The following is a 24,603-nucleotide window of genomic DNA, read 5'->3' as shown; positions in this document are numbered from 1 at the left end:
GGACCGGACTAGCTGTGCAGTGCACCGGGCGTCTCGGGGTGTCCCTCGGGCTCCAGCTGGATCGTGGAATGGGCCACGTCGAAGTGGTCGCCGACGCACCGCTGGAGGCGCCCGAGGAGGTCCCCGTAGCCGTCGGCCAGCGCGTCGGCGGAGACCACCACATGGGCGGTGAGGACCGGCATTCCGGAGGTGACGGTCCAGCCGTGCAGATCGTGGACCGCCAGCACGCCGGGCTCGTTGAGGAGGTGCCGGCGCACCTCCGCCAGGTCCATGTCCTGCGGGGTGGCCTCCATCAGGACGTGCAGGGCGTCGCGCAGCAGCCCGTACGCCCTCGGCACGATCAGCAGGCCGATCACGATGGAGGCGATCGGGTCGGCGGCCTGCCAGCCCGTCAGGAGGATGACCAGACCTCCGACGATCACCGCGACCGAGCCGAGCGCGTCGCCCAGGACCTCCAGATAGGCGCCGCGCAGATTGAGGCTCTGGTCCTTGGCGTCCCGCAGCAGCCAGAGCCCGACCAGGTTCGCCGCGAGGCCGCCCACCGCGACCGCGAACATCAGCCCGCCCTTGACCTCGACGGGCTCGCTGAACCGGCCGATCGCCGACCACAGCACCCAGACGAAGATCGCCACGAGCAGCAGGGCGTTCAGGACGGCCGAGAAGATCTCCACCCGGTAGAAGCCGAAGGTGCGCCGGGGCGTCGGGGCGCGCTGGGCCAGAGTGATCGCGCCGAGCGCCAGCGCGACGCCGACCGCGTCGGTGAGGCTGTGCGCGGCGTCCGCGAGCAGTGCGAGGGAGCCGGAGAGCAGCGCGCCGACCACCTGGATGACGGTGATCGACGCGCTGATGCCGATGGTCCACAGCAGCCGGCTGCGGAACGTGCCGCTCAGCGTGCCCGCAGCTCCCGTGGGACCGTGGTCATGGCCCATGCCCGCAAGTCGATCACGCCCCGCTGAGCCCCGCTACCGGGGCGGGCGCGGGCTGCGCCACCAGCTGGGCGAGGCGGAGGGCGGCCGTGCCGGGCCCGGAGGAGGCGAGGACCGAGGGGACCACGTTCGGCAGCGAGCCGCCGCGCAGCGACTCCTCGCTGTAGCGGCGCACGTTCCGGTGCCAGTGCAGGATCCCCGCGATCCAGTCCTCGAACTCCTTCACATACGCGTCGAGCGCCGCCCGCCCGTCCGCGTCGAGCCCGAACTCCTCGTACAGCAGCGGGATCCCGGTCTCCTTGATGTGCAGGAACTGCTGCATCCGCGAGCGCATCAGATCGTCGACGATCCGCACGGCCGCCGGGTAGTCGCAGTCGAAGAAGCGCTGCACGACCAGGAGCAGGTTGTGCACCTCGCCCTCGTACTCGATCTCCTTCTGGTACGAGAAGAAGTCGTTGATCAGCATCCCGTAGTCCATCGCGGAGTTCTCCAGGGCGCTCATCGTGCCCGTACGGAAGATCTCCGGCGGCAGCGTGTCGGCGTGCCGCAGCCGGCCCAGGGAAACGGTCAGCTCGGAGCCGAAGGTGTGCCGCCGCATCTCGATGTAGTCGACCGGGTCGGGGATGCGGTGCTGGCCCTGGTTGAGCAGCTCCCACAGCCAGCTCTCCAGCATCACTTCGACCGCGCGGCGGAAGGCCTGCCGTCCGTACGGGGACATCGGCTCCGCCGTACGCGCCCACAGATCGGCGAGCGAACGTTCCATCGGGGTGACGGCGAGGGCGATCCCCGCCTGGGGGCGGTCGGCGTCCAGGATGTCGAGGAACCTCGCATGGGCGACCCGCGCACCGGCGAGATCGCGCGAACGCCCGTACACCAGCGGGTAGTAGTCGTCCCCGTACGTCCCCCAGGTCAGCCACTCCGCGTGGAGCTCCAGCTCCTCCAAGGTGGCGTCCGGGTCGAGTCCGGCCGAGCAGAGCGCGAAGTCGTAGCCGATCAGCTTCTGCTCGTCCCAGATGTCGCCGAGCAGCCCCATCCGGCCCGCCCAGGCGACCGAGCGGTCCCGGGCCTCGGCGTGGTGCGGGCTGAGCCCCAGCGCGAAGGGGACGTCGAAGTCGGGCAGCACAGACGGCCCGACCTGCTGGAACGGCACATGGGTGTGGCTGCGCAGCCGGGCCGCGGCCGGGCGCCCGAAGAGGTTCTTGATGTCCAGCGCGGAGGTGCCGAGCACCCCGCCGAACATCGAACTGCGCTCCTGCGCCTCCTTGTTCATGTACCTGCTGGAGCGCATGTGCCACTCGTGCCCGCCGGACTGCCAGTCCTGGAGCCCCTTCACGTACGCGGCGATCCGCGCGCACTCGTCCGCGCTGAGGCCTTTGTCGAGACACAGCGCGGGGACTTCGGTGAGGGCGGTGTTCTCGAACTGCTGGAGCCGGGAGGTGAGGAGGTCGTTGACGGTCTCGGCGGCTTCCTGGGTGGAACACCCGAGGAACGTCTCCAGAACGAGGATCCCGTTGCTGAGCTCTCCTTCGTCCTCCACCTCCCGCTGGTACGAGAAGAGGTCGTTGCGCAGATGGACGCCGTCCGCGAAGGCGTCGGTGAGGACCCGCAGCGGGCGCGAGGAGGCGACGGCGGCCGGGAGTTCGGCGTTCGCCGCGTACTCGATGATCCCCGCCGACCAGGGCGCGCCGCCGACCTTGCGGCGCATCTCGATGTACTCGACGGGGTTGGCGACGCGCCCCGCGTTCATGTTGACGAGCTCCCACATGGACTCGTTGAGGAGGTTGCGGGTGGACTCGGCGAACCGTTCCCGCCAGCCGTAGGACATGCCGGGAACGGTCCGGGCCCACAGGTCGGCGAGCCCCTTCTCGACCTGGTTGGTGGGCTCGGGAAACCCGTCGTCGAGATCCATGGGCATGAAGGCGGCCAGCCGTTCGAGATAGGCCTTGCCGCCGTCACTGTCGAGGGTCCGCTTGAACTGTTCGAGGAAGTGGTCGTCGAAGAAGAAGACCCACACGTACCAGTCGGTGACCAGGGAGAGGGCCTCCGCGTCGCAGTCGGGGTGGGTGTACGAGCACAGCAGCGCGTAGTCGTGGGCGTCGAGGTCGCTCAGCTCCCAGATGCCGGAACCTTCCAGCATGCCCATCTCGCGCGCCCACTCGCGGGAGTGGACCCGGGCGGTTTCGAGATGGGGATTGAGCCGCGCCGGATACGGCATGTAGAAATCCGGCAGGACGAACGGCTGCGTCACTGGGCTTCCCCTCCTGATGGCACCAGTTGGTCGGCCCCAGCACTACCCGCCGTCCGGGTCGGCATTCCGAACGGGTGCGCCAGTCATACGAAAGTGTGAGTTCACCGGGAAACGGGGACGGGCGGGTGCGAAGCGTGGGCCCGCCGCTGATCATCGGCGTATGGCACCGAGCTCGAAACACACGCTGCACCTGTCCCAGCAGCCGGAGGCCGACGCGCTGCTGGGCCGCAGCCCTCCCCCAAGGTCTTAAGGACCAGGGGGGACCCCCAGCCGCGCTGGTCGGGATGCTGCTGGACCAGCAGATCCCGATGGAATGGGCCTTCGCGGGCCCGTACACGCTGGCGACCCGGATGGGCGCGGACGACCTGGACGCGGCGGCGATCGCGCCCTACGGCCCGGACGCCTTGGTTGGTCGTCTGCGGACCGTGGATGGCTGGTCGCGCAGTTCCCCGCGCCCCTGAAAACCCTCGTTCGTCCGCGGACCGTGGCCGGTTGCTCGCGCAGTTCCCCGCGCCCCTATAGGTGCCGCTGCGCGGCAATCCCCTGGGCGGCCCGGAGGGGCGCATTTAGGGGCGCGGGGAACTGCGCGACCAGTTGGGGACGGCCCGCAGACGAACACCGGGCCAAAAAGGGGCGCGGGGAACTGCGCGAGCAACCCACCACCGGCCCGCAGACGAACCCCGGGCATACCTATCTGCGCCGCGTGCCGAAAAGTGAGCGCGTGATCTCGCGGCCCAGCTGCGTCCCCACAGACCGCGCCAGCGACCGGAACACCCCGCTCCCCACCACCTGCTCCGCCAGCGACTTGTCCTTCTTCCCCTCCGGCAGGGCCGCCTGCACAGCCACCTCCTCCCGCCCCCTCTCCTGCGCGGACAGCTTCTCGAACGCCGACTCCCGGTCGACCGCCTCCGCGTAACGCCCGTACAGCAACGAGGACTTGACCAGCCGGTCGAGGTCCTCCCCCGGCACCGGCCCCATCAAGGACTGCGGCGCCCGAAGCCGCGTCGCAGCCACCGGCGTCGGCGCCCCCGACTCGCTCAGGACCGTGATCACCGCCTCGCCCGTACCGAGCCCGGTGAGGGTGGACTCCAAGTCGTACGGCGACTTCGGGAACGTACGCACCGTCGCCTTCAGCGCCTTCGCGTCGTCCGGCGTGAACGCCCGCAGCGCGTGCTGCACCCGGTTGCCCAGCTGCCCCAGCACATCCGCGGGCACGTCCTTCGGCGTCTGCGTGACGAAGAAGACGCCGACCCCCTTCGAGCGAATGAGCCGCACCGTCTGCGTGATCGACTCCAGGAACGCCTTCGACGCCCCGCTGAACAGCAGATGCGCCTCGTCGAAGAAGAAGACGAGCTTGGGCCGGTCCACGTCGCCGACCTCCGGCAGCCCGTTGAACAACTCCGCGAGCAGCCACATCAGGAAGGTCGAGAAGAGCTGCGGCTTGTCCTGGACGGCGGGCAGTTCGAGTACGGACACGAGCCCGCGCCCGTCCGGCGCCAGCCGCAGCAGCTCGGTGACGTCGAACTCGGGCTCGCCGAAGAAATCGCTCGCACCCTGCTGCTCGAACGCCGTGATCGACCGCAGGATCACCCCGGCCGTCGCGGCCGAGAGCCCGCCGATCCCCTTCAGCTCCGGCTTGCCGACGTCCGAGACCAGGAAGCCGGTGACCGCCTTGAGGTCCTTCAGGTCGTACAGCTCAAGGCCCTTGGAGTCGGCGTAGTGGAAGATCAGCCCGAGCGACTGCTCCTGCGTCTGGTTGAGCTGGAGGACCTTCGACAGGAGTACGGGCCCGAAGCTGGTGACCGTGGCGCGCAGCGGGATGCCCGTGCCGATGCCGCCGAGCGCGTAGAACTCACAGGGGAAGCCCGCCGCCTCCCACTTCTGCCCGACCTGCCCGGCCCGCTCCCGCACCTTGGGGTTGTCCTGCCCGGGCGCGGAGATCCCGGAGACGTCCCCCTTCACGTCCGCGAGGAAGACCGGGACGCCGTTCGCGGACAGCTGCTCGGCGATGAGCTGGAGCGTCTTGGTCTTGCCGGTGCCGGTCGCTCCGGCGACAAGACCGTGCCGGTTGAGCATGGCGAGCGGGATACGGACCGGCGCGTCGGCGTGGCACTGCCCGTCCCAGAGCACGGAGCCGAGCTCCATGGCGGGACCGGTGAAGGCGTACCCGGTGGCGATCTCGGCGACGGGGGGCGGGAGGGAGACGGAGGAGGTGGCGGTGGGCGGCGCCTCCGGGGGCGCGCCCGGATTCGCGCCCGGCTCCGAACCCGGCGTTACGTCCCGCGCCGCGCCCGGCGTCTCGTCGCTGTCGGTCATGGCGAGCCCCCAATGTCGGGTTTGCGGCACTCCGCCCAGGATCGCACTCGCGCACCATGGCTGCGCCCGGAGCCGCTTGCCCGGTAGGCTTTCCGTGTGATCTTCAAGCGCATCGGAAGCGGGCGGCCGTACCCCGACCACGGCCGGGAAAGCACCCGGCAGTGGGCGGACGTCGCGCCGCGCCCGGTCCGGCTCGATCAGCTCGTCACCACGAAGGGCCAGCTCGACCTGGAGACCCTCCTGGCGGAGGACTCGACGTTCTACGGCGACCTCTTCGCCCACGTCGTGAAGTGGCAGGGCGACCTGTACCTGGAGGACGGGCTGCACCGCGCGGTGCGCGCGGCGCTCCAGCAGCGGCAGGTGCTGCACGCGCGCGTACTGGAAATGGACTGAGCGTCTCCGCTTCGGGCCGACCGGTTCCGTTCCGACGGCCGGGGAACGCCCGTCCGGAGTGATCCGTACTGATCCTTTCGGGCCCTTTCCCGCGCATACGGGCGCCATCCATTGATCATTTAGTAGGCATCGCCACCGGGCCGCACTACGCTGCGCACATGAGCATGCTCACTCCCCCCGGCATGGGCGGAAAGTACCGCATCACGGGCGACAAGTACCCGCGGATGCGCCGCCCCCGCCGACGCGGCCGGCTCCTGCTCGCGGCGGTCGCCGCCGTCGTGGTCCTCGGTCTGATCGGCTGGGGGACGGTCCAGCTCATCGACGTCTTCGGCGGGTCGGACGACGCGAAGAAGGAGACGGCGGGCGCGAAGCACGACTGCGCGCCGAGCCCGTCGCCGTCCACGGCCACCGCCGCGGCCGCCGCGCTGCCGAAACCCGCCCAGATCACGGTGAACGTCTACAACGCGACGCCCCGGGGCGGGCTCGCCAAGGAGACGGCGGACGAGCTCAAGAAGCGCGGGTTCGCCATCGGCAAGGTGGGTAACGCGCCGGAGGAGTACGACAAGAAGGTCACCGGGAACGGGATACTGCTGGGTGCGCCCGGGGCGACGCGGGGGGCGTTCTCGGTCCTCGGTACGCAGTTGAAGGGCGCGGCGCAGAAGACCGACGCGCGGACGACGCCGGACGTCGACCTCATTCTGGGCTCGACGTTCCAGACGCTGGATCCGGCTCAGCAGGCGGCCACGGCGCTGGCGTCCCTGGGCAAGCCGGCGCCGCAGACTCCCGCGAAGTGCTGAGCCCCTCCCCGCCCCTTCCCTGAACCCTCCGGGGGTGGGTGGAGGTGGAGGTGGCGCTCCCGGGGCTGCGCCCCGGACCCCCTCTGCGGGGCCTGCGGCCCCCGCACCCCGGCTCGCGTTCGTCTGCGGACCGTAGATGGCTGGTCGCGCAGTTCCCCGCGCCCCTAACTACCTAGGGGCGCGGGGAACTGCGCGAGCAACCCACCACCGGCCCGCGGACGAACCCCGGGCCGAACTACTCCGCCGAGCCGTACATGCGGTCGCCCGCGTCGCCCAGGCCCGGCACGATGTACCCGTGCTCGTTGAGCCGCTCGTCCACCGACGCCGTCACCACCGTCACCGGCGTCCCCGCCAGCTCGCGCTCCATGACCTCGACGCCCTCCGGCGCGGCCAGCAGGACGACCGCCGTGACGTCGTCCGCGCCGCGCTTGATGAGCTCCTTGATCGCCGCGACCAGCGTGCCGCCCGTGGCCAGCATCGGGTCCAGGACGTACACCTGGCGCCCGGAGAGGTCCTCCGGCATGCGCGTCGCGTACGTGGAGGCCTCCAGGGTCTCCTCGTTGCGGATCATGCCCAGGAAGCCCACCTCGGCGGTCGGCAGCAGGCGGACCATGCCGTCCAGCATGCCGAGGCCCGCCCGCAGGATCGGGACCACCAGCGGACGCGGGTACGACAGCTTCACACCCGTCGTCGGGGTCACCGGGGTCTCGATGTCGACCTGCTCGGTGCGCACGTCGCGCGTGGCCTCGTACGCGAGCAGGGTGACCAGCTCGTCGGCGAGACGCCGGAAGGTCGGGGAGTCGGTGCGCTTGTCGCGCAGGGTGGTGAGCTTGTGGGCGACCAGGGGGTGGTCGACGACGTGGAGACGCATAACCCCACAGTAACCGGGTAAACGGCCCGCCCGCGCCGTCCGCGCTGGCATCAAACCACCCACCCGAGGGAAGGTGGGAGGGACTGACGAGGGACGGACGAGGGACTGACACACCCCCGGGGTGGTGCCCACTCATGGCCGAGAAGGACGCCGGCAAGCAGGACGACAAGGACACGGACCAGCAGGACGACACGGGCGGCACGGCCGACGCGCCGCCCGAGACCCCCGCCGAGCGGCGCCGCCGGCGGGCCCAGTTCCTGCGCGAGCTGCACGAGGCGAAGGCCCTGCGCGACCGCGTCCAGCCCCGCCGCGCCCGCGCGGCCCGTATGCGCCAGGCCATGCGCATGCGAACCTTCCGCTGGTGACCTGAGAATCCGGCCAGTGCGGCGACCGGAGAAACGCAACCGCGGAAGAACTCTCGCAACGGCGTTGTTTCTGCAACGATTCCAGTGAAGCCACGGCCGGGGGGACCCCCAACCGGCACGCCTATGACCAGTGGGAGAGTCACGGTGTACTTCGCCGCACTGCTCGCGCGCACCGAAGACGGGTGGGAAGCGAGCGACACAGAGCTCGACGATGTGGAGACCCTCGCCGACCTCGCCGACCTGGCCCGGGAGGCCACGGCCGACGGGGCCGACGACACGGTTCTCGTCTTCATCGAGCAGGAGGATGTCTGGTTCGGCGTCGTTCGCGTGGACGGCGAGGAGGACCCGCGCATCTACGTCTCCAACGCCGCAGCCGCCGCCCGTTCCTCGTACGGAGAGATCCTCCTGACCGACGAACTGCTCGGCCGCGATCCGGCCTCCGACGACAGCGCCGACGACCTGGACGCGCTGGACCTCGACGGCACGGAGGACGGCGACCTCGACGAACAGGAGGACCCGGACGACGAAGCCGTGGATGCCCTCGACCCGGTGCCCGCGGGCCCGCTCGGGGACACCGCGATCCTCGCCGACCTCGGGGTGAGCGAGGGCCAGCTGCTCACGCTCGACTCGGACGCGCTGGTGGAGATCGCGGACGTGTTGGGCGCGGCCGAGGTGCTGGAGGCCGTGCGCTAGTGGCCGTGGCGCACGATCCCGTACGCGACCCCTGGGCGGAGCCGATGCGCACCGCCCTCGGGGAGGCCGGGCGGGCCGCGCTGGCCGGCGATGTGCCGGTCGGCGCCGTCGTGCTGTCCCCGGCCGGCGAGGTGCTCGCCACCGCCCACAACGAGCGTGAGATCACCGGCGACCCCACGGGGCACGCGGAGATCGTCGCGCTCCGCCGGGCGGCGCGGAAGACCGGCGAGTGGCGGCTGACCGGCTGCACGCTCGTGGTGACCCTGGAGCCGTGCGTCATGTGCGCGGGCGCATTGGTGCAGTCCCGGGTCGAACGGGTCGTGTACGGGGCGCGCGACGAGAAGGCGGGCGCGGCCGGGTCCCTGTGGGACCTGGTGCGCGACCGGCGCCTCAACCACCGCCCCGAGGTGATCCAGGGCGTCCTGGAGGACGAGTGCTCCCGCCAGCTGACGGCCTTTTTCCGGGACCGCTGACCGGGCTGCGGCCGGGCTGCGGCAAGGCTCCGGGCGGGCCGTGACCCACGTCTCACCCCGGTCGCCGCATACGGATTTCAAACCACGGGCCACCTTGGGCTAAGCTCTCTCTCGGTAGCGTGTCCGAGCGGCCGAAGGAGCTCGCCTCGAAAGCGAGTGTGGCGCAAGTCACCGAGGGTTCAAATCCCTCCGCTACCGCTCTCAGAAGGGCCCCGACAGCGTCGGGGCCCTTCTTGCGTACCCGCGCGGCACCCAGGACACGCGAAAGCCCCGGCCGAGGACGACCGGGGCTCTCATGTCTGGAACGGGGGGAGCGGCGTCGGGGGGACAAAGCCGCTCCCCCCGACGAGAACGGGCCGCAGGTCCGTGCCGCGTTCAGGGGGAAGCTCGCGGCGCGGACCCCGCAGTGAGGCCCTGTTCCGGCCCCTCGGATTCCTGCCAGATCCGCTGGGCTCTGGAACCATCCTGCGCTCGCGTCACGTCCGTAACGTCCGGCGAAGGGCCCCGATCCGGGGGTCCTTGGTCCTTAAAGACGGGGTGAGGACGGCGGAAGTGGTGTTGGTTAGACTCACGCGAGCGCACAGGGGAGCCGGGGAGGGTGCACGCACGTGGACGTGAAGAAAGTCCTGCTCTATTGCGCGGTCGTCTTCGTGCTGTACACGATCATCACCTCGCCCGTGGAGGCCGCGGGGATGGTCCAGACGGGCTTCGAGGGGATCTCCTCCGCCGCGAAGGGGATCGGCCAGTTCATGACCGAGCTGGTCCGCTGATTCGCTGATTCATGGGGGACCGCTCGTACGATCGGCGGGGGCGCTGACACGTACGCACGGCAAGGAGCACACATGATCCGCCATCTGGTCCTCTTCAAGCTCAACGAAGGCGTGGCGCGCGACGAGGCGCGGGTCGCCGCCGGAGTGAAGGCGTTCGAGGAACTGGACGGGCTCGTTCCGGAGCTGAGGTTCTGGGAGTGCGCCTGGAACATCACCGACCGGCCCATCGCGTACGACTTCGCCATCAACTCGGCGGTCGAGGACGCGGACGCGCTGAAGCGCTACCTCGAACACCCGGCGCACCAGGCGGCGGCCGCGCAGTGGCGCGAGTTCGCCACCTGGGTGATCGCCGACTACCCGTTCTGAGCCGGTACGCGACGAGGCCTCGCACCCGAGTGGTGCGGGGCCTTTCGCATGCCCGGGGGCGGGCCCCGCACGGAGCAAATGCCCAACTTGCCCTCAACACGTGGTTATACGGTGCTTGCACACAGTGGACATGTCTTGTGATGCTATGACCGCTTTTGACGGATGAGTCGACGATGGTTCGACCGAAGTTGACCGCGACAGTGACCACGACATTGACCGCGCAGTGACCGCAAAGGGGTGGCGTTGACCGTGCCGGCCAGTACCGCACCTCAAGTGCCACCCCAGAACGAGCCCCAGGAGCCCCACGAGAGCCACCGGCCCCCCGCGCAGGCGCCCCCGCAGACGCCCGCCCAGACCCCGGTGCGGACCAGCAGCCGGGGTGCGGACACCCGGGCGCTCACGCAGGTCCTCTTCGGGCAGCTCAAGGGCCTGGAACCGGGCACTCCGGAGCACCACCGGGTGCGCGGGGCGCTGATCGAGGCGAACCTGCCGCTGGTGCGGTACGCGGCGGCCCGCTTCCGCTCCCGCAACGAGCCGATGGAGGACGTGGTCCAGGTCGGCACGATCGGGCTGATCAACGCGATCGACCGGTTCGATCCGGAGCGCGGGGTGCAGTTCCCGACGTTCGCCATGCCGACGGTGGTCGGCGAGATCAAGCGGTACTTCCGCGACAACGTGCGCACCGTCCACGTCCCGCGCCGGCTGCACGAGCTCTGGGTCCAAGTGAACGGCGCCACCGAGGACCTGACGACCCTTCACGGCCGCTCGCCCACCACCGCCGAGATCGCCGACCGGCTGAAGATCGGCGAGGACGAGGTGCTCGCCTGCATCGAGGCGGGCCGCTCGTACCACGCGACCTCTCTGGAGGCGGCCCAGGAGGGCGACGGCCTGCCGGGCCTGCTCGACCGGCTCGGCTACGAGGACCCGGCGCTGGCCGGGGTCGAGCACCGCGATCTGGTCCGCCACCTCCTCGTACAACTGCCCGAACGCGAGCAGCGGATCCTGATGCTCCGCTACTACAGCAATCTGACGCAGTCCCAGATCAGCCAGGAGCTGGGTGTGTCCCAGATGCATGTGTCCAGGCTGCTGGCCAGGAGCTTCGCGCGGCTTCGATCCGCAAATCGAATCGAGGCGTAACCGGATCGAGTGATCCACGTCCGGGTGAACAATCCGGCGGCAAAACCGGCACACCCCTTGTTAACTGCACGGATCCACCTGTGACTTGTCGACATGTCACTACAGCGTGTTGCCGACATGTGACATTCTGCTGGAACCGCGTTTGCCGCAGCTCCGCCTCCGGTATTCAGGTGGAGGCTGCGTTCCTCCGATGGTCGTGGCCACCGCGACCGTCCGCGACCTCAAGGGGGTGGCATGTCCGCAGAACAGGGCAGCTCGAAGGTGCAGGTGCTCACGCTCATGAAGAGCGTGCCCGCGCCCGATGTGCGCGAGAGCTCGGAAGCCATCGACAGCCGTGCGGTGCCCGGCTCCCCCGAGGCACTGGACACCGCCGCTCCGGCGATCTCCATCGCCGCCCCCCGGCGGGAAGCGACAGGCACGACGGGGTCCACGGGGTCCACGGGGCCCCACGAACCGCTCGACACCCGCACGCTCTCCCGTTCCCTGTTCCTGCGGCTGGCCGCGCTGGGCAGCGCGGAGAGCCCGGAGCGTACGTATGTACGCGACACCCTGATCGAGCTGAACCTGCCGCTGGTGCGGTACGCGGCGGCCCGCTTCCGCTCCCGCAACGAGCCGATGGAGGACATCGTCCAGGTCGGCACGATCGGCCTGATCAAGGCGATCGACCGGTTCGACTGCGAACGGGGCGTGGAGTTCCCGACGTTCGCGATGCCGACGGTGGTCGGCGAGATCAAGCGCTTCTTCCGCGACACGAGCTGGTCGGTGCGGGTCCCGCGCCGCCTCCAAGAGCTGCGCCTCGCCCTGACGAAGGCGAGCGACGAGCTGGCCCAGAAGCTCGACCGCTCCCCCACCGTCCCGGAGCTGGCGGCGGTCCTGGGCGTCTCGGAAGAGGACGTGGTGGACGGCCTGGCGGTCGGCAACGCGTACACGGCCTCCTCCCTCGACTCCCCCTCCCCCGAGGACGACGGCGGCGAGGGCTCCCTTGCGGACCGCCTCGGCTACGAGGACGCGGCGCTCGAAGGCGTCGAGTACCGCGAGTCCCTCAAGCCCCTCCTGGCCAAACTCCCGCCCCGCGAACGCCAGATCATCATGCTCCGCTTCTTCGCGAACATGACCCAGTCCCAGATCGGCGAGGAAGTCGGCATCTCCCAGATGCACGTCTCGCGCCTGCTGACGCGGACACTGGCCCAGCTGCGGGAGGGGTTGATCGCGGACTAGGGGGCGCGGCGGAGGCCCGCGGGGGCGCACCGGCTCCCGCCTGCCCGCTTTCGCGCGGGGCGCGGCGGAGGCCCGCGGGGGCGCACCGGCTCCCGCCTGCCCGTTTTCGCGCGGGGCGCGGCCCTGGCTGCGCCACCGCAGACGCCGCGCTGCCTTGGCGCCTCCGCGCGGGGCACGGCCCGACGGACCCCGTTTCCCCTCTCCCTAGCTGCGGGCAGTCGTGCCGCTAGGGGCGGCACGGGTGGGCGCAGCGGCACCCTTCAGCGCTGGGCGCGTCCCTCTCCCTCGCCTCAGCCCCGTCCCGGGGTTCACAATTGACGCCCCGTCAGCAACACTGGCGCGATGCGACGTGCTGCGTTGATCGGCGTATCGGCGGCCGCCACGCTCGCGCTGGGCGGCACGCTGGCCGCCTGCGGCGGGGACGGCGGCAAGCCGTATGTGGCCGTGGGCAGCGAGGCCCCGCCGGGCAAGGCGGTGCCGCCTCACGGCAAGGTGGAACTGGTTCCGCTGGACGGGGCGGGTGAGACGGGTACCGCCGGGCCCACCCGTGGCTCGGCCACCCCCAGCGGCGGTGGGCCGGACAGCAAAAGCGGAGGCGGCTCAGCGGGGAGCGGCGGCGCCACAAACCGCACCAGCCCACCCGGAAGCACCGGCACGCCCGGAGGCGGAGCCACAAGCGGCACAGGCGCACCCGGCAACGGAAGCGGCAGCGGCACGGCGAGCGGCGGAAGCACATCCTCAGGCGGAGCCACAGGCACCCCCAGCGGCGGACCCACCACGGGCACCACAGGCGGCACAGCCGGAACCGGCGGCACCCCCAGCACCCCCGCCCCCAGCACCCCAGCCCCCACCCCCGCCGCCCTGACCCTAGGCACCCCCACCCGAACCCCCACCCCCACCCGCCGCTGCGAGACCGTCGCCGTCCCTCTCCGCAACACCGGCGGCACCCCCGTGAAGTCGGGAACGCTCACCTTCGCCACCCACGTCATCGGCCTGCTCGGCATCGACTGGGCGACGGTCACCTCCACCCAGCCCCTCGCGCCCGTGGCCGCCCGCACCGCCACGACACGTACGTACACCGTCTGCCTGGACGCCTGGCGCGTACCGCTCGGAACGCACATCGAGACCCGTTTCGTCACCGCCGACTGGCGCTGACGAAACGGGTCTCGACAGGAGGTACGGGAGGGGTCAGCCCAGCGCGAGCCAGGCGACACCCGCGAGGACGGCGAGTACGACGACGATGCCCACGATCAGGCCGACGCGCGGACCGGCCGGCGCCGCCGCCGGGGTCGCCGCCTGGCGGCCCTGCGGCGCGCCCTCGTCGACGAAGGCGCGGAACATCTGCGTGCTGCCCGCGGGGTCGTAGTTGCCCTCGGGGCCCGGGGTGTTGTGTGCCATGGACGGGACCCTAGCGAAGTCCCGGGTTCCGCCCAACCCCCGCCCCCGCGCGCCCGGGCACGTACACGGCACGCTCACGGCGTACGCACACCGCGAGCGGGGCCCGCCACCCGCCCCCACCTGGGCATTGACTTCCCATATGCGAACACTTTGCCTTCACTTTACTACCAATCCGCCCACATTCGCTTGCCTTCAGCAACCAATCAATCCTATGGTTGCCCTAAGCAACGAGATCAAGGAATCTCAGAGGAGGGCTCGATGGCCGCGCAGAGCCACTACGAGGAGCTGGCCCGGCAGCTCAGCGCCATCGGGGCCGTCAAGCGCGGGCTCGGCCGGATCCTGCCGGCCGAGTGCCCCGCCGGGTCCGCCGCCGTCCTGACGCTCCTGGGCCGCCACGGCGAGATGCGGATCAGCCGCCTCGCCGAACTCCTCGATGTGGACATGTCGGTGACGAGCCGTCATGTCGCGCACGTGGCCGCGCGCGGCTGGATCGAGCGCGACCCCGACCCGCTGGACAAGCGGTCCCGGATCCTGCGGCTCACCCCCGCCGGCCGCGCCATGCTCGACGAGCTCGGGCGGCGCACGGCGCAGATGTTCGCCCGGACCCTGCGGGACTGGTCCGACGAGGAGGTCGGGCAGCTGAACGTCATGCTCGCGCGGCTCAGAGAGAGCTTCGACTGCCGCGAGGAGCCCCTCGCCCGTACACCCGCCGCCCAACAGGCTTAGAGGAGAAGGAAGTTCATGGCTACATCCACACCGGCCGGTGTGCGGGACGGCAGCGCCGCCCACGGAGGGCAGCCCCACGAGGGGTCCGGCGCGCCGATGACCCACCGGCAGATCATGGAGGCGCTGTCCGGGCTGCTGCTCGGCATGTTCGTCGCCATCCTGTCCTCGACGATCGTCTCCAACGCCCTTCCGCAGATCATCGGCGATCTGGGCGGCGGCCAGTCCGCGTACACCTGGGTAGTCACGGCCTCGCTGCTCGCGATGACCGCGACCACGCCGCTGTGGGGCAAGCTCTCCGACCTGTTCAGCAAGAAGCTGCTGGTCCAGATAGCCCTGATCATCTACGTCAGCGGTTCGGTGATAGCCGGGCTCTCGCAGAACGCGGGCATGTTGATCGCCTGCCGGGTCGTCCAGGGCATCGGCGTCGGCGGTCTGTCCGCCCTCGCCCAGATCATCATGGCCGCGATGATCGCGCCGCGTGAGCGCGGCCGGTACAGCGGCTACCTCGGTGCCACGTTCGCGGTCGCGACGGTCGGCGGCCCGCTGCTCGGCGGCGTGATCACGGACACGGACTGGCTGGGCTGGCGCTGGTGCTTCTACGTGGGCGTGCCCTTCGCGGTCATCGCGCTCATCGTCCTCCAGAAGACCCTGAAGCTGCCGGTCGTGAAGCGCGAGGTGAAGGTCGACTGGGCGGGCGCGTTCTTCATCAGCGCGGCGGTGTCGCTGCTGCTGGTGTGGGTGACGTTCGCAGGCGACAAGTACGACTGGGTCTCCTGGCAGACGGCCGCGATGGTCGGCGGCTCGGTGCTGCTGGGCGCGGTATTCGTGTACGTGGAGTCGAGGGCGGCCGAGCCGATCATCCCGCTGCGGCTCTTCCGCAACCGCACGATCACGCTCGCCTCGCTGGCCTCGCTCTTCGTGGGCGTGGCGATGTTCTCCGGAACGGTGTTCTTCAGCCAGTACTTCCAGCTGGCGCGCGGCGAGTCCCCGACGATGTCGGGTGTGCTGACGATCCCGATGATCGGCGGCCTGTTCATCTCCTCCACGGTCTCCGGCCAGGTCATCACCAAGACCGGCCGCTGGAAGGCGTGGCTGGTGAGCGGTGGCGTCCTGGTCACGGCGGGTCTCGCGCTGCTCGGCACGATGCGGTACGACACGGCGTACTGGCAGCTCGCGATCTACATGGCGCTGATGGGCCTCGGCATCGGCATGATGATGCAGAACCTGGTGCTCTGCACGCAGAACCAGGTCTCGGCGGCCGACCTCGGCTCGGCGTCGTCCGTGGTGACGTTCTTCCGTTCGCTGGGCGGCGCGGTGGGCGTGTCCGCGCTGGGCGCGGTGATGGCCAACCGGGTCACGCACTACGTCAAGGACGGCCTGGCCGACCTCGGCCCGCAGGCGGCGGGCCTGGGCGCCGGGGGTGGCGGCGGCATCCCCGACCTGGACAAGCTTCCGGCGCCGCTGCGCACGGTGATGGAGAGCGCGTACGGCCACGGGGTGGCGGACGTCTTCCTCTACGCGGCGCCGTGCGCCCTGCTCGCCTTCTTCGTGACGCTGTTCATCAAGGAGGTCGCGCTGAAGTCGTCGCGAACCTCCGAGACGCCGAAGGCGGCGAACTAACCAGACTCGGGTGCCCCGAGCGGAGGCGCCCGAAAGGGGCGGCAGGCAGGGGACGGCCTGCCGCCCCGTTTTTTGTCTCCAGGGGCTGTGCCACAGGCCCTGAGTCGCCGCCCCATGGCCCCAAGTAGGCCTAGGTAGCTGGGAGTTGGTAGGCGAGGACGAACGCGTCGGCGGCCATGACGGTGTCGCAGACTTCGACGGCTCGGCCTTCGGTGTCGTACGCGGTACGGATCAGGTGGATCACGGGGACGCCGGTCGCGAGGTGGAGCATGCGGACCTCCTGCGGGGAGGGCATGCGGGCGCGGATCTCCTCGTCGAAGTGGTCGAGGCGGTGGCCGTTCTCCTCCAGGCGGGCGTAGATCCCGCCGGGGCCGGGGTTGGGCTCGGCGATCTGGGTGCCGCGCGCGATGTCGAGGGGGAGGTAGGAGGTCGCGAACTCGACCGGGCGTCCGTCGATGAGGTAGCGACGGCGGCGGGCGAGGACCTTGCGCGGGGAGCCGAGGCGGGCGGAGACGTCCTGGGAGGGCTTCTCCTCCTTCACCTCCAGGCCGTCCACTTCGGAGTGGACGCCTGCGGCTTCGGCCTCGACGGTGAAGGCGGACTTGCCCTGGTCGCGGTGGCGGCGGGCGAAGCGGTCGGAGGCGAGACGGCGTACGGGCGGGCGGGGCCGTACGAAGACGCCCCTGCCGTGCTCGGAGACCGCGAGCCCTTCGCCCTGGAGGATCGAGAGGGCGTTGCGAACGGTCATGCGGGAGACGCCGTAGTGCTCGACGAGCTCGGTCTCCGAGGGCAGCTTGTCGCCTTCGCGAAAGCGCCCCTTGTCGATGGATTCGCGCAGGTGGTCGGCGATCTGGCGGAAGACGGCACGGTCGCTGGTCGGGTCCAGCGTGCCCAGAAGGCCGGACGGGAGAGCCATGCGCGTACTCCTTTAGATATCTAGACGAGCAGCTGACCTGGATCGCTATGGTGGAGAGCCTAGCCAGACCCGGGAGGGCCGAGGAACGTGAGCGCCGATCGCCCGCACTCCGTCAGCGTCGCTGGCGTCATCGTCGACGACGCGGGCCGCGCGCTTGTGATCAAGCGGCGCGACAACGGTAAGTGGGAGCCACCCGGCGGCGTGGTCGAACGCGAGGAAACCCTCCCCGAAGCCTTGCAGCGCGAGGTCCTGGAGGAAACCGGCATCAAGATCGCCCTCCCGGCGACGCTGACCGGCGTCTACAAGAACATGACCGGCCTGATCGTCTCCCTGGTCTTCCGCTGCGAAGCCATCGACGGCGCTCCGACGGTCGGCGACGAGACCCGCGCCCTGCGCTGGGTCACCCGCGAGGAAGTGGTCGAGCTCGCCGACGAGGCGTACGCGGTCCGCGTCCTGGACGCACTGGATCGCATGTCCCCGCCGGCCGTCCGCGCACACGACGGCGTTCGACTCATCTAGCACGAGCCCCGTGAAAACCCGGTCCATGGGCCGCCTACCAGCACGGAGTAACTTGTATGGACGAGTATATGAGTGGCCCTCCCGGAGTCTGGGGGCTGATCTGCCCAGGTTCCCCGGAAGAAGTGGCTCGCGCACGGCGCTGGACCCGGGATGTCTTACGGGAGCACCCCCGGGGCGACGATGCGGTCCTGGTCGTGAGCGAGTTGGGGACGAACGCGTTGACGCATACGGCGGGGCACGTGCTCCGGGTGATGCTGACGGTCACCGAAGGCCGGGTGACCGTGGCGGTCACGGACTCGGGCGGGGCGCCGGATGGCCCGAAGGTCACCGAGGCGCCGGAAGAGGCCGTTCACGGCCGGGGGTTGAACATCGTCATGGCGCTCGCGAACCGCCTGTCGGTGACGGGCGACGAGGCGGGCCGCACGGTGACGGCGGAGCTTCCATGCTGAGGGGCCCGGGGTTCCTGTGCGAGTTCTCGGCCGAGCGCCGGGACACGGGGGAGGGCGTCAATGCCGCCGCCCTGGAGGTCGACTCGGTGGAGGAGGCGGTGCGCTGGCTGCGGATCGCGGTGCGGACGGCGCTGCCGGGGTTCGAGGGCGAGACGCTGCGGGCGGCGCGGGCGTTCCTGGCGGAGGGCCGGAAGACGGAACGAGAGCTCCGCGAGAACCAGTTGACGACGCTGACCCTGATCCAAGGCTCCTTGACGATGGTGTGGCTGGTCAGCCCGATAGCGGCGGGCGAGCGCCAACGGATCTGCGTATGGCCCTGGGCCTGACCTTGGGAGCCTGAGTAACAACTTTCTCTACAGGTTCAAGGCGGCTCGCTCCGCTCCCCGCGCGCGGCCCGGCCCCCGGTCGGGCCTGCGCTCCTGCCTCCGCCCCGCTCTGGCCCGGCCGCCGCCCGTGCCGCGAGCATGGCGATCAGCCGCCTGACGTCAGAGAGGGGGTACGCCGTGGCTGGGGCGGTCGGCTCCACGGCTTTAGGCAGCCGCTTCGGCGCGAGCCTCGAAGATCATGGCCCCACGTCGTGCTTGAGCGGGCAGGTCCACGGACTGCCCGACGCGCCGGAGCTTACGGGGCCATGATCACTCGCGCCAAAGCAGCTCCCGCCCAAAGCCGCTCCGCCGACCTCGATTCGAAACCGAACTGCCTAAATGAGTCCAGCATCGAGAAGCTGCCGATAGTTTCGCTTAATGTGCCCCTTCCCTCGCTGGTGGCGGCGCTGTAGGAGCATCTCCCACTCCTGAGACCTGTCCATGGAAATCCTCATTTGGGCAGCTTTCAGATTCGCCCAATGCTTGTCGAAGTCGCGCTCAAAAGCGTACTGGGTGGCTGACAGGTCAAAAATTAGTCGCTCTAGGTGTCTGAGCATGTTCTTTTGCAGCCGCAGGTGCCACAGCGTCAGGGCGTTGAGTCGCTTGGTTCGATCCCGATTAACGCTATTTCGCTGCTCGTTGAAAGCAACGATCCACTGCCCGTGCGCCAGGGAGTTCCTCGTATTGATGAGCGGTTCCATCCAGTCATCAAGAACCGTCTTCATCCCAGAGAAGTATGCTGCGCTGGTGTATGGCAGCGCAGAGGGAATCCTCCGGCGCGGCACCTTGTAGCGAACCGCGAATGCTTCGACGAGCGTTTGATTCCACATGTCGAGCACGGTCCGTTCCTGCATGACTCGCTGCTCGCTGGATTCCGGGAAGTAGCGTGAGCTGATGATTGTCATCAGTCGATCCTCAAGCGTAGCGCCGAGGAGGAGAGCGCAGGTTCGAGTTAGGGCTACAATCTCGTGTTCATCCCCATGCCGGATTGCTTCCTTGCAGGATCTGCTAGCCACTTCGAAAGATGTTTCAAGGGCTTCCATGTTGCGCATATGTGCACGATGGCGTTTCTCGCGCTCCAAGGATTTCCCCAGGGGTTGATTGCCGGAGTCGGCAGAACCTACCACGGTGGTAGACTCTGCCGACCTCGGAATCGAACCGAGGAACTCTCACCGTATGAGCGTGTTCTTGTGCGAATCAACCGGCTTGAATTCGCACACCATTACACCAATCAGCCCGAAGCCGGAAACTTCGGTGGCCGGAAAGCTCCGGCTTCGTTGCAGAATTTAGCGCAGAGGTGTCTGGCTGTAAACAGTGTCCGGAGCGCAGAACCCTAGGGCTCGAACGTGCGATGCGGCGCCAGATGCCAGTTCCCTCCCGAGTCGCGGTACGGCGCTCAGAGATGATCGTTGCCGACAAAGCGGCAGGATGTTGATCGATTAGGTGAGTGCAGGTCAGGCCGCCGGTGATCGGCCGTAGCTGTACAGCAGCCCCGTACCGTAACCCCAGCAACCGCCCCCACTCAGCAGAGCCCTTCCAGGGCCCGACCTCGACCGCTATGACCGTCCCTGACCGATCCCGCTAGAGCTACGGATCAGAAGGTTCAGGGTCGGATCCTGCCGAGGGCGCAGCAGGCAAGAGGCCCGGGAGGAATCCGGGGCCTTATGCCTTGCCGGTGACGGCACTGGTTGATGCCCCCCTGCGGGGAGACGAGTCCATCCGCGCGCCGGCGCAAATCCTCCGGCTGGGTCAGCCGACCAGGGCGGGCGATGCGATGGTGCGGGCCCGCTCGTACAGGTCGCGGGCCGATGCGTTTTTCAGGTGGGGGCGGATCAGGCTGAACATGGTCTTGATGCGGTCGTCGGCGCGGCCGGACTGGACCATGGGGTAGTCGTCGAGCGCCTGGTGCCAGGTCGCGCAGGCGGCTTCCAAGTGGCCGACTTCCAGTTGTCGCTCGGCGAGCGTTGCACGGTGACGGACCCTGGCGCGCCTGTAGATGCCGTAGCGGAGCTGGTCGGAATGCTGCATGGCCTCGATGGCCCCGGGCACGTCGCCGAGTTCGTAACGCACCTGACTGACGTGGTAGTTGAGCGACGACGGGTCGTACGAGCCGAACGCCTTGCTGCGTGACTCGGCGCGGTCCATGGCGGCTTCGGCTTCCCGCATGTACCGGAGGGCACCAGTACGGTCGCCGGTCTGGGCGGCGGCGTGGGCTTGTTGCCCGGCGAGGAAGGCGCGCATCCGGGGCCCTGCTTTGGGGGAGGCTGCGGCGGCAGCGTCGGCCAGTTCCATGGCCTTGGCGCCGTGGCGGAGGTCCACGGCCTGCACGCTCATGCCCCGCAGTGTCGTGCAGTACGTCAGGTGGTCCTCGGCGGCGCCCGCCAGTTCCAGAGCCTTGACGTAGTAGCGCTGCGCGAGTCCGTGCAGGCCCTCGTCCACGGCCATGTAGCCGGTGAGGTACAGCAGGTCCGAAGCCGCCGACAGCATGGCTTGGCGGACGTTCTCCGGGGCGTCGGCCCGCAGGTATGAGGCGACCGTGTTGACCATGAACGTGGCGGCCATGGGCCGTGCGTGGCGGCCGCCGAACTGGTCGTCAAGCTCCGAGACGCGTTCGGTCATGGCGACCACCATGTCCACCTCGTTCATACCGATCCGCGAGGCACGGCCGCTCTGGACGGCTTCGGCGCGGCCGATGACGTCGGGCCAGCCGGGGATGGTGAGGGCAACGGAGAAGAGGCCGGCGCCCAGGACGCTTCGGCGTGACGGGTCCATGTCGAGCCTCCCCAGGTCGATCATCCCTTCCACGGTATCCGTGGCGGTGGGGGATTGACCGGAGGGGAGCGGCAGGCCCGCTTCAGCGTGGGTGACCGGGCGTCCGAGCCGCCGCGACAAGGCTTCGAGGAGGCAGGAGCGAACCGCTGGACGCGGCGTGGTGCCGTTGAGCCAGTGGCCCACCGCGGACTCGTCGTAGCGCAGCGGAGAGCCGGTTTCCGTTCCGAGGCGGTTCACGGCCCTCGCGAACTGGCGGTACGTCCAGTGGGTCTCGGCGAGCAGCCGAGCCAGAGCCGTGTTCGGCGCCCGCTTCGCCATGACCATCAACTCCCCGCACTCTCAAGGACTTTCAAGGCTTTCAAGTCCCGACGTTGCGGCAACGGTACCGCCGTGTGTGGTCACGCGGTTGCGTAGAGGAAGCAGAGACCGCAACGGAAACGGAGCTGGGGCCACCGTGGACACGCACAGCGAAGCGCGACGCATCGGGGCGCAACTCGCCGAGGAACTGCACCTGGCCTTGCTGGCCCGTGGCTTCTACATCCCGATGGGCGCGGCCGCCCCGATAGGCGGACGGGCGTACGTGGACGTGGAGCCGGTACGGGACGACGTGGCACACCGGTTGATCGAAGTCCTCGGCCCGCCCCCGCTGCCCCTGCCTGACGCCGGTGACCCGTGGGCAGTCGCGGAGGAGGCGTTGAAGGAACTGCGCCGGGCACTGTGCGCCGCGAACATCACGCTTCCCTCCCTCGGAATGGATGAGCCCTGCGTGGCCAAGCAGACGGTCTTGATCGAGTTGGGCAACGCCCATCCAGCCGTTGTCCGGCTGCTCGCGCAGACCATCGCGAAGGGCGCGGACCAGTGAGCGGAAGCCAGTGGGGCGAGCTGCGCAGATGCATCGCGGCACACGAGCAGCGATGCGCGGCCGAGTGCGAGTGGCTGGAGGCGGTAGTCCCGAAGATCCAGGCAGCAGCGTCCGTGCTCGCCCGGGAACTCGCGGCGGCCTGTGAGCGGGAGCAGATCCGGGCGGAGGACGACCGCCATGCATGACATCTACCGATGCGAGGTCTGTCCGCCGTCTCCCTCGCCGCATTGCGCAGCCCCAGACGGCACCACATGACCCCGGCAGACCGCGCGGCACGAACCCATGAGCCCCCGCCCGCCTGCCCCGTATGACGGCGGTCGGCAGCCGGGCGGGTCCACCGATGCACCCAAGCGAAGGAGAGTGCAGCAGTGTCCGTAACGCTAGTACGACCGGCCCCGGAGCGGGTCGCGGAGCGAGCCCGACAGATCCTGGCAAGCGTCGAGGCCGACCCGGAATACGACCGGCTGCGCACCGCATGTGCGAAGTACGACGAGGACTGGACCAGCTTCATGGGCTACGCCCTCGTCGACGGGTTCGACATCGCGCACGACACCGAGCCCCTGTTCCCCGAGGCCATGCGCGCCATGGCGATCAAGTCCGCCGTCTACGAGATGACCGAGGGCGACGAGGAGGCCGCGGAAGTCCCGGTGGCCATCGCGGTGGACGAGATGATCCACGCCCTCGCCGCTCAGTTCACCGTCCTCAGCCGCATCCAGGACCGGACCGGGATCAGGTTCATCCACGCCACGGACCGCGAGGCCATCGGCACGTGGGACCACGGCGACTACACCCACCAGGTCTACCGGGCCGCGTGGGGGCCGATGAACGAGCGGTACTGGTTCGGCAGGGACGAGACCGCCAAGCGCAGGGCGGCGGTCATGGCCAAGTACGAACCCGTCGGCATCCTCGACGGGGGCCGCCGCTTTGTTCCCGGATTCGCCACCGCCCACTAGTTGAGCGCACGGCGCAGCGCTCGGAGGACGTCCACCTGCGGGAACACCCGGGGAATCTCCTCGGCCGCCTGCTCGATGAGCAGTTCCAGCACGCCGGGCGCTGCGCTGTGCATCACCTCGTACAAGTACGCGTCGAGCGCCGCCGGGCTGTCTGGCAGCTTCAGCTCGATTGTGAACGGGGTGCCGTCGGTCTTGTACCGGCCCGGCGGCAGCCCCACCTTGTGCGGGTGCACGCACACCGGGACACCGGCCGCCGTGTAGCGGTGGCCGTCAACAGGATCGAACGGGGCTTCCGCACACGGCCGCTCGAACACGTCGAACTCGCCGAGCGGGAATCGGCGCGAAGGGCAGATGCCACATGACGGGTGCTCGCCACCGGTGACGAAAGCGTCAGCCATAGGCGGGAGCGTAGCGTCGTCCAGCGCATGGAATGTCCACGCGGAGCGGGGGTGCTCCGCCACCCGGGGCCCCTGGGCCAGGCGCGGGCCGACCCGGCCCAGCGGGAGCGCGAGCAGCGGCAACACCCCCCTTACCGCTCCCGCTTCGCCTCGATCCCAGCAATCAGAATCTCCAACGCGAACACAAAATCCCGCTCCCGCATCTCCTCCACCGTGTCCCCGCCCCGCGCCTCCATCAGCTCCTCCGCCAGGTCCATCGCCTCGTGGAAGCCGGGGCGTTCGCGCAGGGCGCCCATCGCCTGGGCGAAGTACTCGTCCTGGGTGACCCCGGCCTCCGCGCAGCGCGCGACGAAGTGGCCCTCGATCGTGCCGAAGCCGTACACGAACTGGAAGACCGCCGAGAGCCCGCCCGTGATGCCGTGCGCGGGCAGCCCGGAGCGGCTGAGGATCTTCTGCGCGGCGGCCGCGAACTCCATCGAGCGCGGCCCGATGTTGAGGTAGCGGCCGACCAGCGGCGAGACCCAGGGGTGGCGGACCATGACCGAGCGGTAGCTGACGGCGAGTTCGCGCAGCTGGTCCCGCCAGTCCGCGTCCGCCCCGGCGCCGTCCACATCCGGCACCCGCAGCTCCCCGAACACCGAGTCCAGGGCGAGCTCCAGGAGGTCGTCCTTGGTGTCCACGTACCAGTACAGCGACATGGCCGTGACCCCGAGCTCGCCCGCCAGACGGCGCATGGAGAACTTCGCCGGGCCCTCCGCGTCCAGCAGGCGCACCGACTCCGCGATGATCCTGTCCCGGTCGAGGGAGCTCGCGGTCGCCGACTGGTCGCTCCGGCGCGCGCGGCCCGCCGGTTTGCCGCCCTCCAGCCACACGCTGGTACGCGTCGGATTGTTCGCGCGGTCGGCTGCCGACACCATGGCGTGCCCTCCTCGTGGTTCGTCGGACTGTCTGTACGTATACGTATGACAGTCGTACGGCGTTTCCTGCGGCGGTAGTCGAGTGGGGCGGTACGGCAGGCACCGCACTGCGGAATGCTGCCGTCCGCCCCGTAG

At 69.6% G+C, this 24,603-nt stretch carries 28 protein-coding genes, 1 tRNA gene and 1 pseudogene; 20 read left to right on the top strand and 10 right to left on the bottom strand.

Going from position 1 to position 24,603, the window contains the following annotated elements:
* Positions 1–8 precede the first annotated feature (8 nt).
* Together BX283_RS22030 and BX283_RS22025 are read right to left on the bottom strand one after the other, a co-directional pair.
* Positions 9–929: a cation diffusion facilitator family transporter gene (locus BX283_RS22030; RefSeq protein ID WP_101389269.1), complete on the bottom strand. Its 921-nt coding sequence runs from the start codon at positions 927–929 to the stop codon at positions 9–11.
* Between the two features lie 13 nt (positions 930–942).
* The gene (locus BX283_RS22025; protein ID WP_101389268.1) at positions 943–3,174 is read right to left on the bottom strand and encodes a Geosmin synthase; all 2,232 of its coding nucleotides are present in this window, start codon (positions 3,172–3,174) and stop codon (positions 943–945) included.
* A gap of 160 nt (positions 3,175–3,334) precedes the next feature.
* On the opposite strand from BX283_RS22025, the pseudogene BX283_RS22020 reads away from it, so the two are divergent.
* Positions 3,335–3,596, top strand: a pseudogene (locus BX283_RS22020) (hypothetical protein); the annotation flags it as partial.
* Between the two features lie 268 nt (positions 3,597–3,864).
* Here BX283_RS22020 and BX283_RS22015 read toward each other — a convergent pair.
* Entirely contained in the window at positions 3,865–5,319 is a 1,455-nt protein-coding gene (locus BX283_RS22015) for a DUF853 domain-containing protein (protein WP_257584352.1), read from the bottom strand.
* A 267-nt stretch (positions 5,320–5,586) separates the two neighbouring features.
* On the opposite strand from BX283_RS22015, the gene BX283_RS22010 reads away from it, so the two are divergent.
* Positions 5,587–5,883, top strand: coding sequence for a type II toxin-antitoxin system VapB family antitoxin (locus BX283_RS22010; protein WP_053725882.1), 297 nt, complete (start codon positions 5,587–5,589; stop codon positions 5,881–5,883).
* Positions 5,884–6,041: 158 nt separating this feature from the next.
* A complete protein-coding gene (locus BX283_RS22005) occupies positions 6,042–6,680 on the top strand; it encodes a LytR C-terminal domain-containing protein (RefSeq protein WP_101389266.1) in 639 nt (212 codons plus the stop codon).
* Between the two features lie 235 nt (positions 6,681–6,915).
* Here the strand turns inward: BX283_RS22005 and upp are convergent, their stop codons facing one another.
* A complete protein-coding gene (upp, locus tag BX283_RS22000) occupies positions 6,916–7,551 on the bottom strand; it encodes a uracil phosphoribosyltransferase (protein WP_101389265.1) in 636 nt (211 codons plus the stop codon).
* 134 nt (positions 7,552–7,685) lie between these two features.
* On the opposite strand from upp, the gene BX283_RS21995 reads away from it, so the two are divergent.
* The 9 genes from BX283_RS21995 (at position 7,686) to BX283_RS40705 (ending at position 13,728) form a co-directional block, all read left to right on the top strand.
* Positions 7,686–7,916: a hypothetical protein gene (locus tag BX283_RS21995; protein WP_101389264.1), complete on the top strand. Its 231-nt coding sequence runs from the start codon at positions 7,686–7,688 to the stop codon at positions 7,914–7,916.
* Between the two features lie 123 nt (positions 7,917–8,039).
* On the top strand, positions 8,040–8,609 hold the full coding sequence (locus tag BX283_RS21990) for a hypothetical protein (protein WP_257583486.1): 570 nt from the start codon (positions 8,040–8,042) through the stop codon (positions 8,607–8,609).
* Positions 8,610–8,653: 44 nt separating this feature from the next.
* Positions 8,654–9,082 (top strand): tRNA adenosine(34) deaminase TadA, encoded by a 429-nt coding sequence (tadA, locus tag BX283_RS21985; protein ID WP_101392506.1) that lies wholly within the window; start codon positions 8,654–8,656, stop codon positions 9,080–9,082.
* A gap of 113 nt (positions 9,083–9,195) precedes the next feature.
* Positions 9,196–9,280 (top strand) — tRNA-Ser (locus tag BX283_RS21980).
* A gap of 410 nt (positions 9,281–9,690) precedes the next feature.
* Positions 9,691–9,852, top strand: a complete 162-nt coding sequence (locus BX283_RS40710; RefSeq protein WP_180357221.1) for a hypothetical protein — start codon at positions 9,691–9,693, stop codon at positions 9,850–9,852.
* Between the two features lie 72 nt (positions 9,853–9,924).
* Positions 9,925–10,218 (top strand): Dabb family protein, encoded by a 294-nt coding sequence (locus BX283_RS21975; RefSeq protein WP_101389262.1) that lies wholly within the window; start codon positions 9,925–9,927, stop codon positions 10,216–10,218.
* 249 nt (positions 10,219–10,467) lie between these two features.
* Complete coding sequence (locus tag BX283_RS21970; protein WP_101392505.1) at positions 10,468–11,355, top strand: RNA polymerase sigma factor SigF; 888 nt, start codon at positions 10,468–10,470, stop codon at positions 11,353–11,355.
* A gap of 234 nt (positions 11,356–11,589) precedes the next feature.
* Positions 11,590–12,573: an RNA polymerase sigma factor SigF gene (locus BX283_RS21965; protein ID WP_101389261.1), complete on the top strand. Its 984-nt coding sequence runs from the start codon at positions 11,590–11,592 to the stop codon at positions 12,571–12,573.
* 342 nt (positions 12,574–12,915) lie between these two features.
* Positions 12,916–13,728: a hypothetical protein gene (locus BX283_RS40705; RefSeq protein WP_180357220.1), complete on the top strand. Its 813-nt coding sequence runs from the start codon at positions 12,916–12,918 to the stop codon at positions 13,726–13,728.
* A gap of 33 nt (positions 13,729–13,761) precedes the next feature.
* On the opposite strand, the gene BX283_RS21955 is transcribed toward BX283_RS40705, so the two are convergent.
* Positions 13,762–13,971 carry a hypothetical protein gene (locus BX283_RS21955; protein WP_101389259.1) on the bottom strand — a complete coding sequence of 70 codons (210 nt, stop codon included), beginning with the start codon at positions 13,969–13,971 and terminating at the stop codon, positions 13,762–13,764.
* A gap of 258 nt (positions 13,972–14,229) precedes the next feature.
* Here BX283_RS21955 and BX283_RS21950 point away from each other — a divergent pair, with 258 nt between their 5' ends.
* Both BX283_RS21950 and BX283_RS21945 read left to right on the top strand, forming a co-directional pair.
* On the top strand, positions 14,230–14,697 hold the full coding sequence (locus BX283_RS21950) for a MarR family winged helix-turn-helix transcriptional regulator (RefSeq protein ID WP_101389258.1): 468 nt from the start codon (positions 14,230–14,232) through the stop codon (positions 14,695–14,697).
* Positions 14,698–14,712: 15 nt separating this feature from the next.
* Positions 14,713–16,317 carry an MDR family MFS transporter gene (locus tag BX283_RS21945; protein ID WP_101389257.1) on the top strand — a complete coding sequence of 535 codons (1,605 nt, stop codon included), beginning with the start codon at positions 14,713–14,715 and terminating at the stop codon, positions 16,315–16,317.
* Positions 16,318–16,447: 130 nt separating this feature from the next.
* Here the strand turns inward: BX283_RS21945 and BX283_RS21940 are convergent, their stop codons facing one another.
* Positions 16,448–17,233 (bottom strand): GntR family transcriptional regulator, encoded by a 786-nt coding sequence (locus tag BX283_RS21940; protein WP_101389256.1) that lies wholly within the window; start codon positions 17,231–17,233, stop codon positions 16,448–16,450.
* 87 nt (positions 17,234–17,320) lie between these two features.
* Here BX283_RS21940 and BX283_RS21935 point away from each other — a divergent pair, with 87 nt between their 5' ends.
* The 3 genes from BX283_RS21935 to BX283_RS21925 are packed head-to-tail and all read left to right on the top strand — an operon-like array spanning position 17,321 to position 18,527.
* Positions 17,321–17,752, top strand: a complete 432-nt coding sequence (locus BX283_RS21935) for an NUDIX hydrolase (RefSeq protein WP_101389255.1) — start codon at positions 17,321–17,323, stop codon at positions 17,750–17,752.
* 56 nt (positions 17,753–17,808) lie between these two features.
* Complete coding sequence (locus BX283_RS21930; RefSeq protein WP_101389254.1) at positions 17,809–18,201, top strand: ATP-binding protein; 393 nt, start codon at positions 17,809–17,811, stop codon at positions 18,199–18,201.
* The gene (locus BX283_RS21925; protein ID WP_101389253.1) at positions 18,195–18,527 is read left to right on the top strand and encodes a hypothetical protein; all 333 of its coding nucleotides are present in this window, start codon (positions 18,195–18,197) and stop codon (positions 18,525–18,527) included. The genes BX283_RS21930 and BX283_RS21925 overlap by 7 nt, the downstream gene beginning before the upstream one ends.
* A gap of 374 nt (positions 18,528–18,901) precedes the next feature.
* Here BX283_RS21925 and BX283_RS21920 read toward each other — a convergent pair whose 3' ends face one another.
* Together BX283_RS21920 and BX283_RS21915 are read right to left on the bottom strand one after the other, a co-directional pair.
* The gene (locus BX283_RS21920) at positions 18,902–19,471 is read right to left on the bottom strand and encodes a hypothetical protein (RefSeq protein ID WP_101389252.1); all 570 of its coding nucleotides are present in this window, start codon (positions 19,469–19,471) and stop codon (positions 18,902–18,904) included.
* Between the two features lie 844 nt (positions 19,472–20,315).
* The gene (locus BX283_RS21915; protein ID WP_257583481.1) at positions 20,316–21,656 is read right to left on the bottom strand and encodes a tetratricopeptide repeat protein; all 1,341 of its coding nucleotides are present in this window, start codon (positions 21,654–21,656) and stop codon (positions 20,316–20,318) included.
* Between the two features lie 136 nt (positions 21,657–21,792).
* Between BX283_RS21915 and BX283_RS21910 the strand changes: the two genes are divergently transcribed.
* From BX283_RS21910 to BX283_RS21900, 3 genes are all read left to right on the top strand, one after another.
* Positions 21,793–22,200, top strand: a complete 408-nt coding sequence (locus BX283_RS21910) for a hypothetical protein (RefSeq protein WP_101389251.1) — start codon at positions 21,793–21,795, stop codon at positions 22,198–22,200.
* Positions 22,197–22,385, top strand: a complete 189-nt coding sequence (locus tag BX283_RS21905; RefSeq protein ID WP_101389250.1) for a hypothetical protein — start codon at positions 22,197–22,199, stop codon at positions 22,383–22,385. The genes BX283_RS21910 and BX283_RS21905 overlap by 4 nt, the downstream gene beginning before the upstream one ends.
* Positions 22,386–22,568: 183 nt before the next feature.
* Positions 22,569–23,153: a hypothetical protein gene (locus tag BX283_RS21900; protein ID WP_101389249.1), complete on the top strand. Its 585-nt coding sequence runs from the start codon at positions 22,569–22,571 to the stop codon at positions 23,151–23,153.
* On the opposite strand, the gene BX283_RS21895 is transcribed toward BX283_RS21900, so the two are convergent.
* Both BX283_RS21895 and BX283_RS21890 read right to left on the bottom strand, forming a co-directional pair.
* Complete coding sequence (locus BX283_RS21895; protein ID WP_101392503.1) at positions 23,150–23,551, bottom strand: hypothetical protein; 402 nt, start codon at positions 23,549–23,551, stop codon at positions 23,150–23,152. The genes BX283_RS21900 and BX283_RS21895 overlap by 4 nt on opposite strands.
* A gap of 131 nt (positions 23,552–23,682) precedes the next feature.
* Entirely contained in the window at positions 23,683–24,468 is a 786-nt protein-coding gene (locus BX283_RS21890) for a TetR/AcrR family transcriptional regulator (protein WP_101389248.1), read from the bottom strand.
* Positions 24,469–24,603: the final 135 nt, after the last annotated feature.

The sequence above is a fragment of the Streptomyces sp. TLI_146 genome (assembly GCF_002846415.1).
Taxonomy (GTDB): Bacteria; Actinomycetota; Actinomycetes; order Streptomycetales; family Streptomycetaceae; genus Streptomyces.
This window is presented reverse-complemented; position numbering and strand designations above follow the sequence as displayed.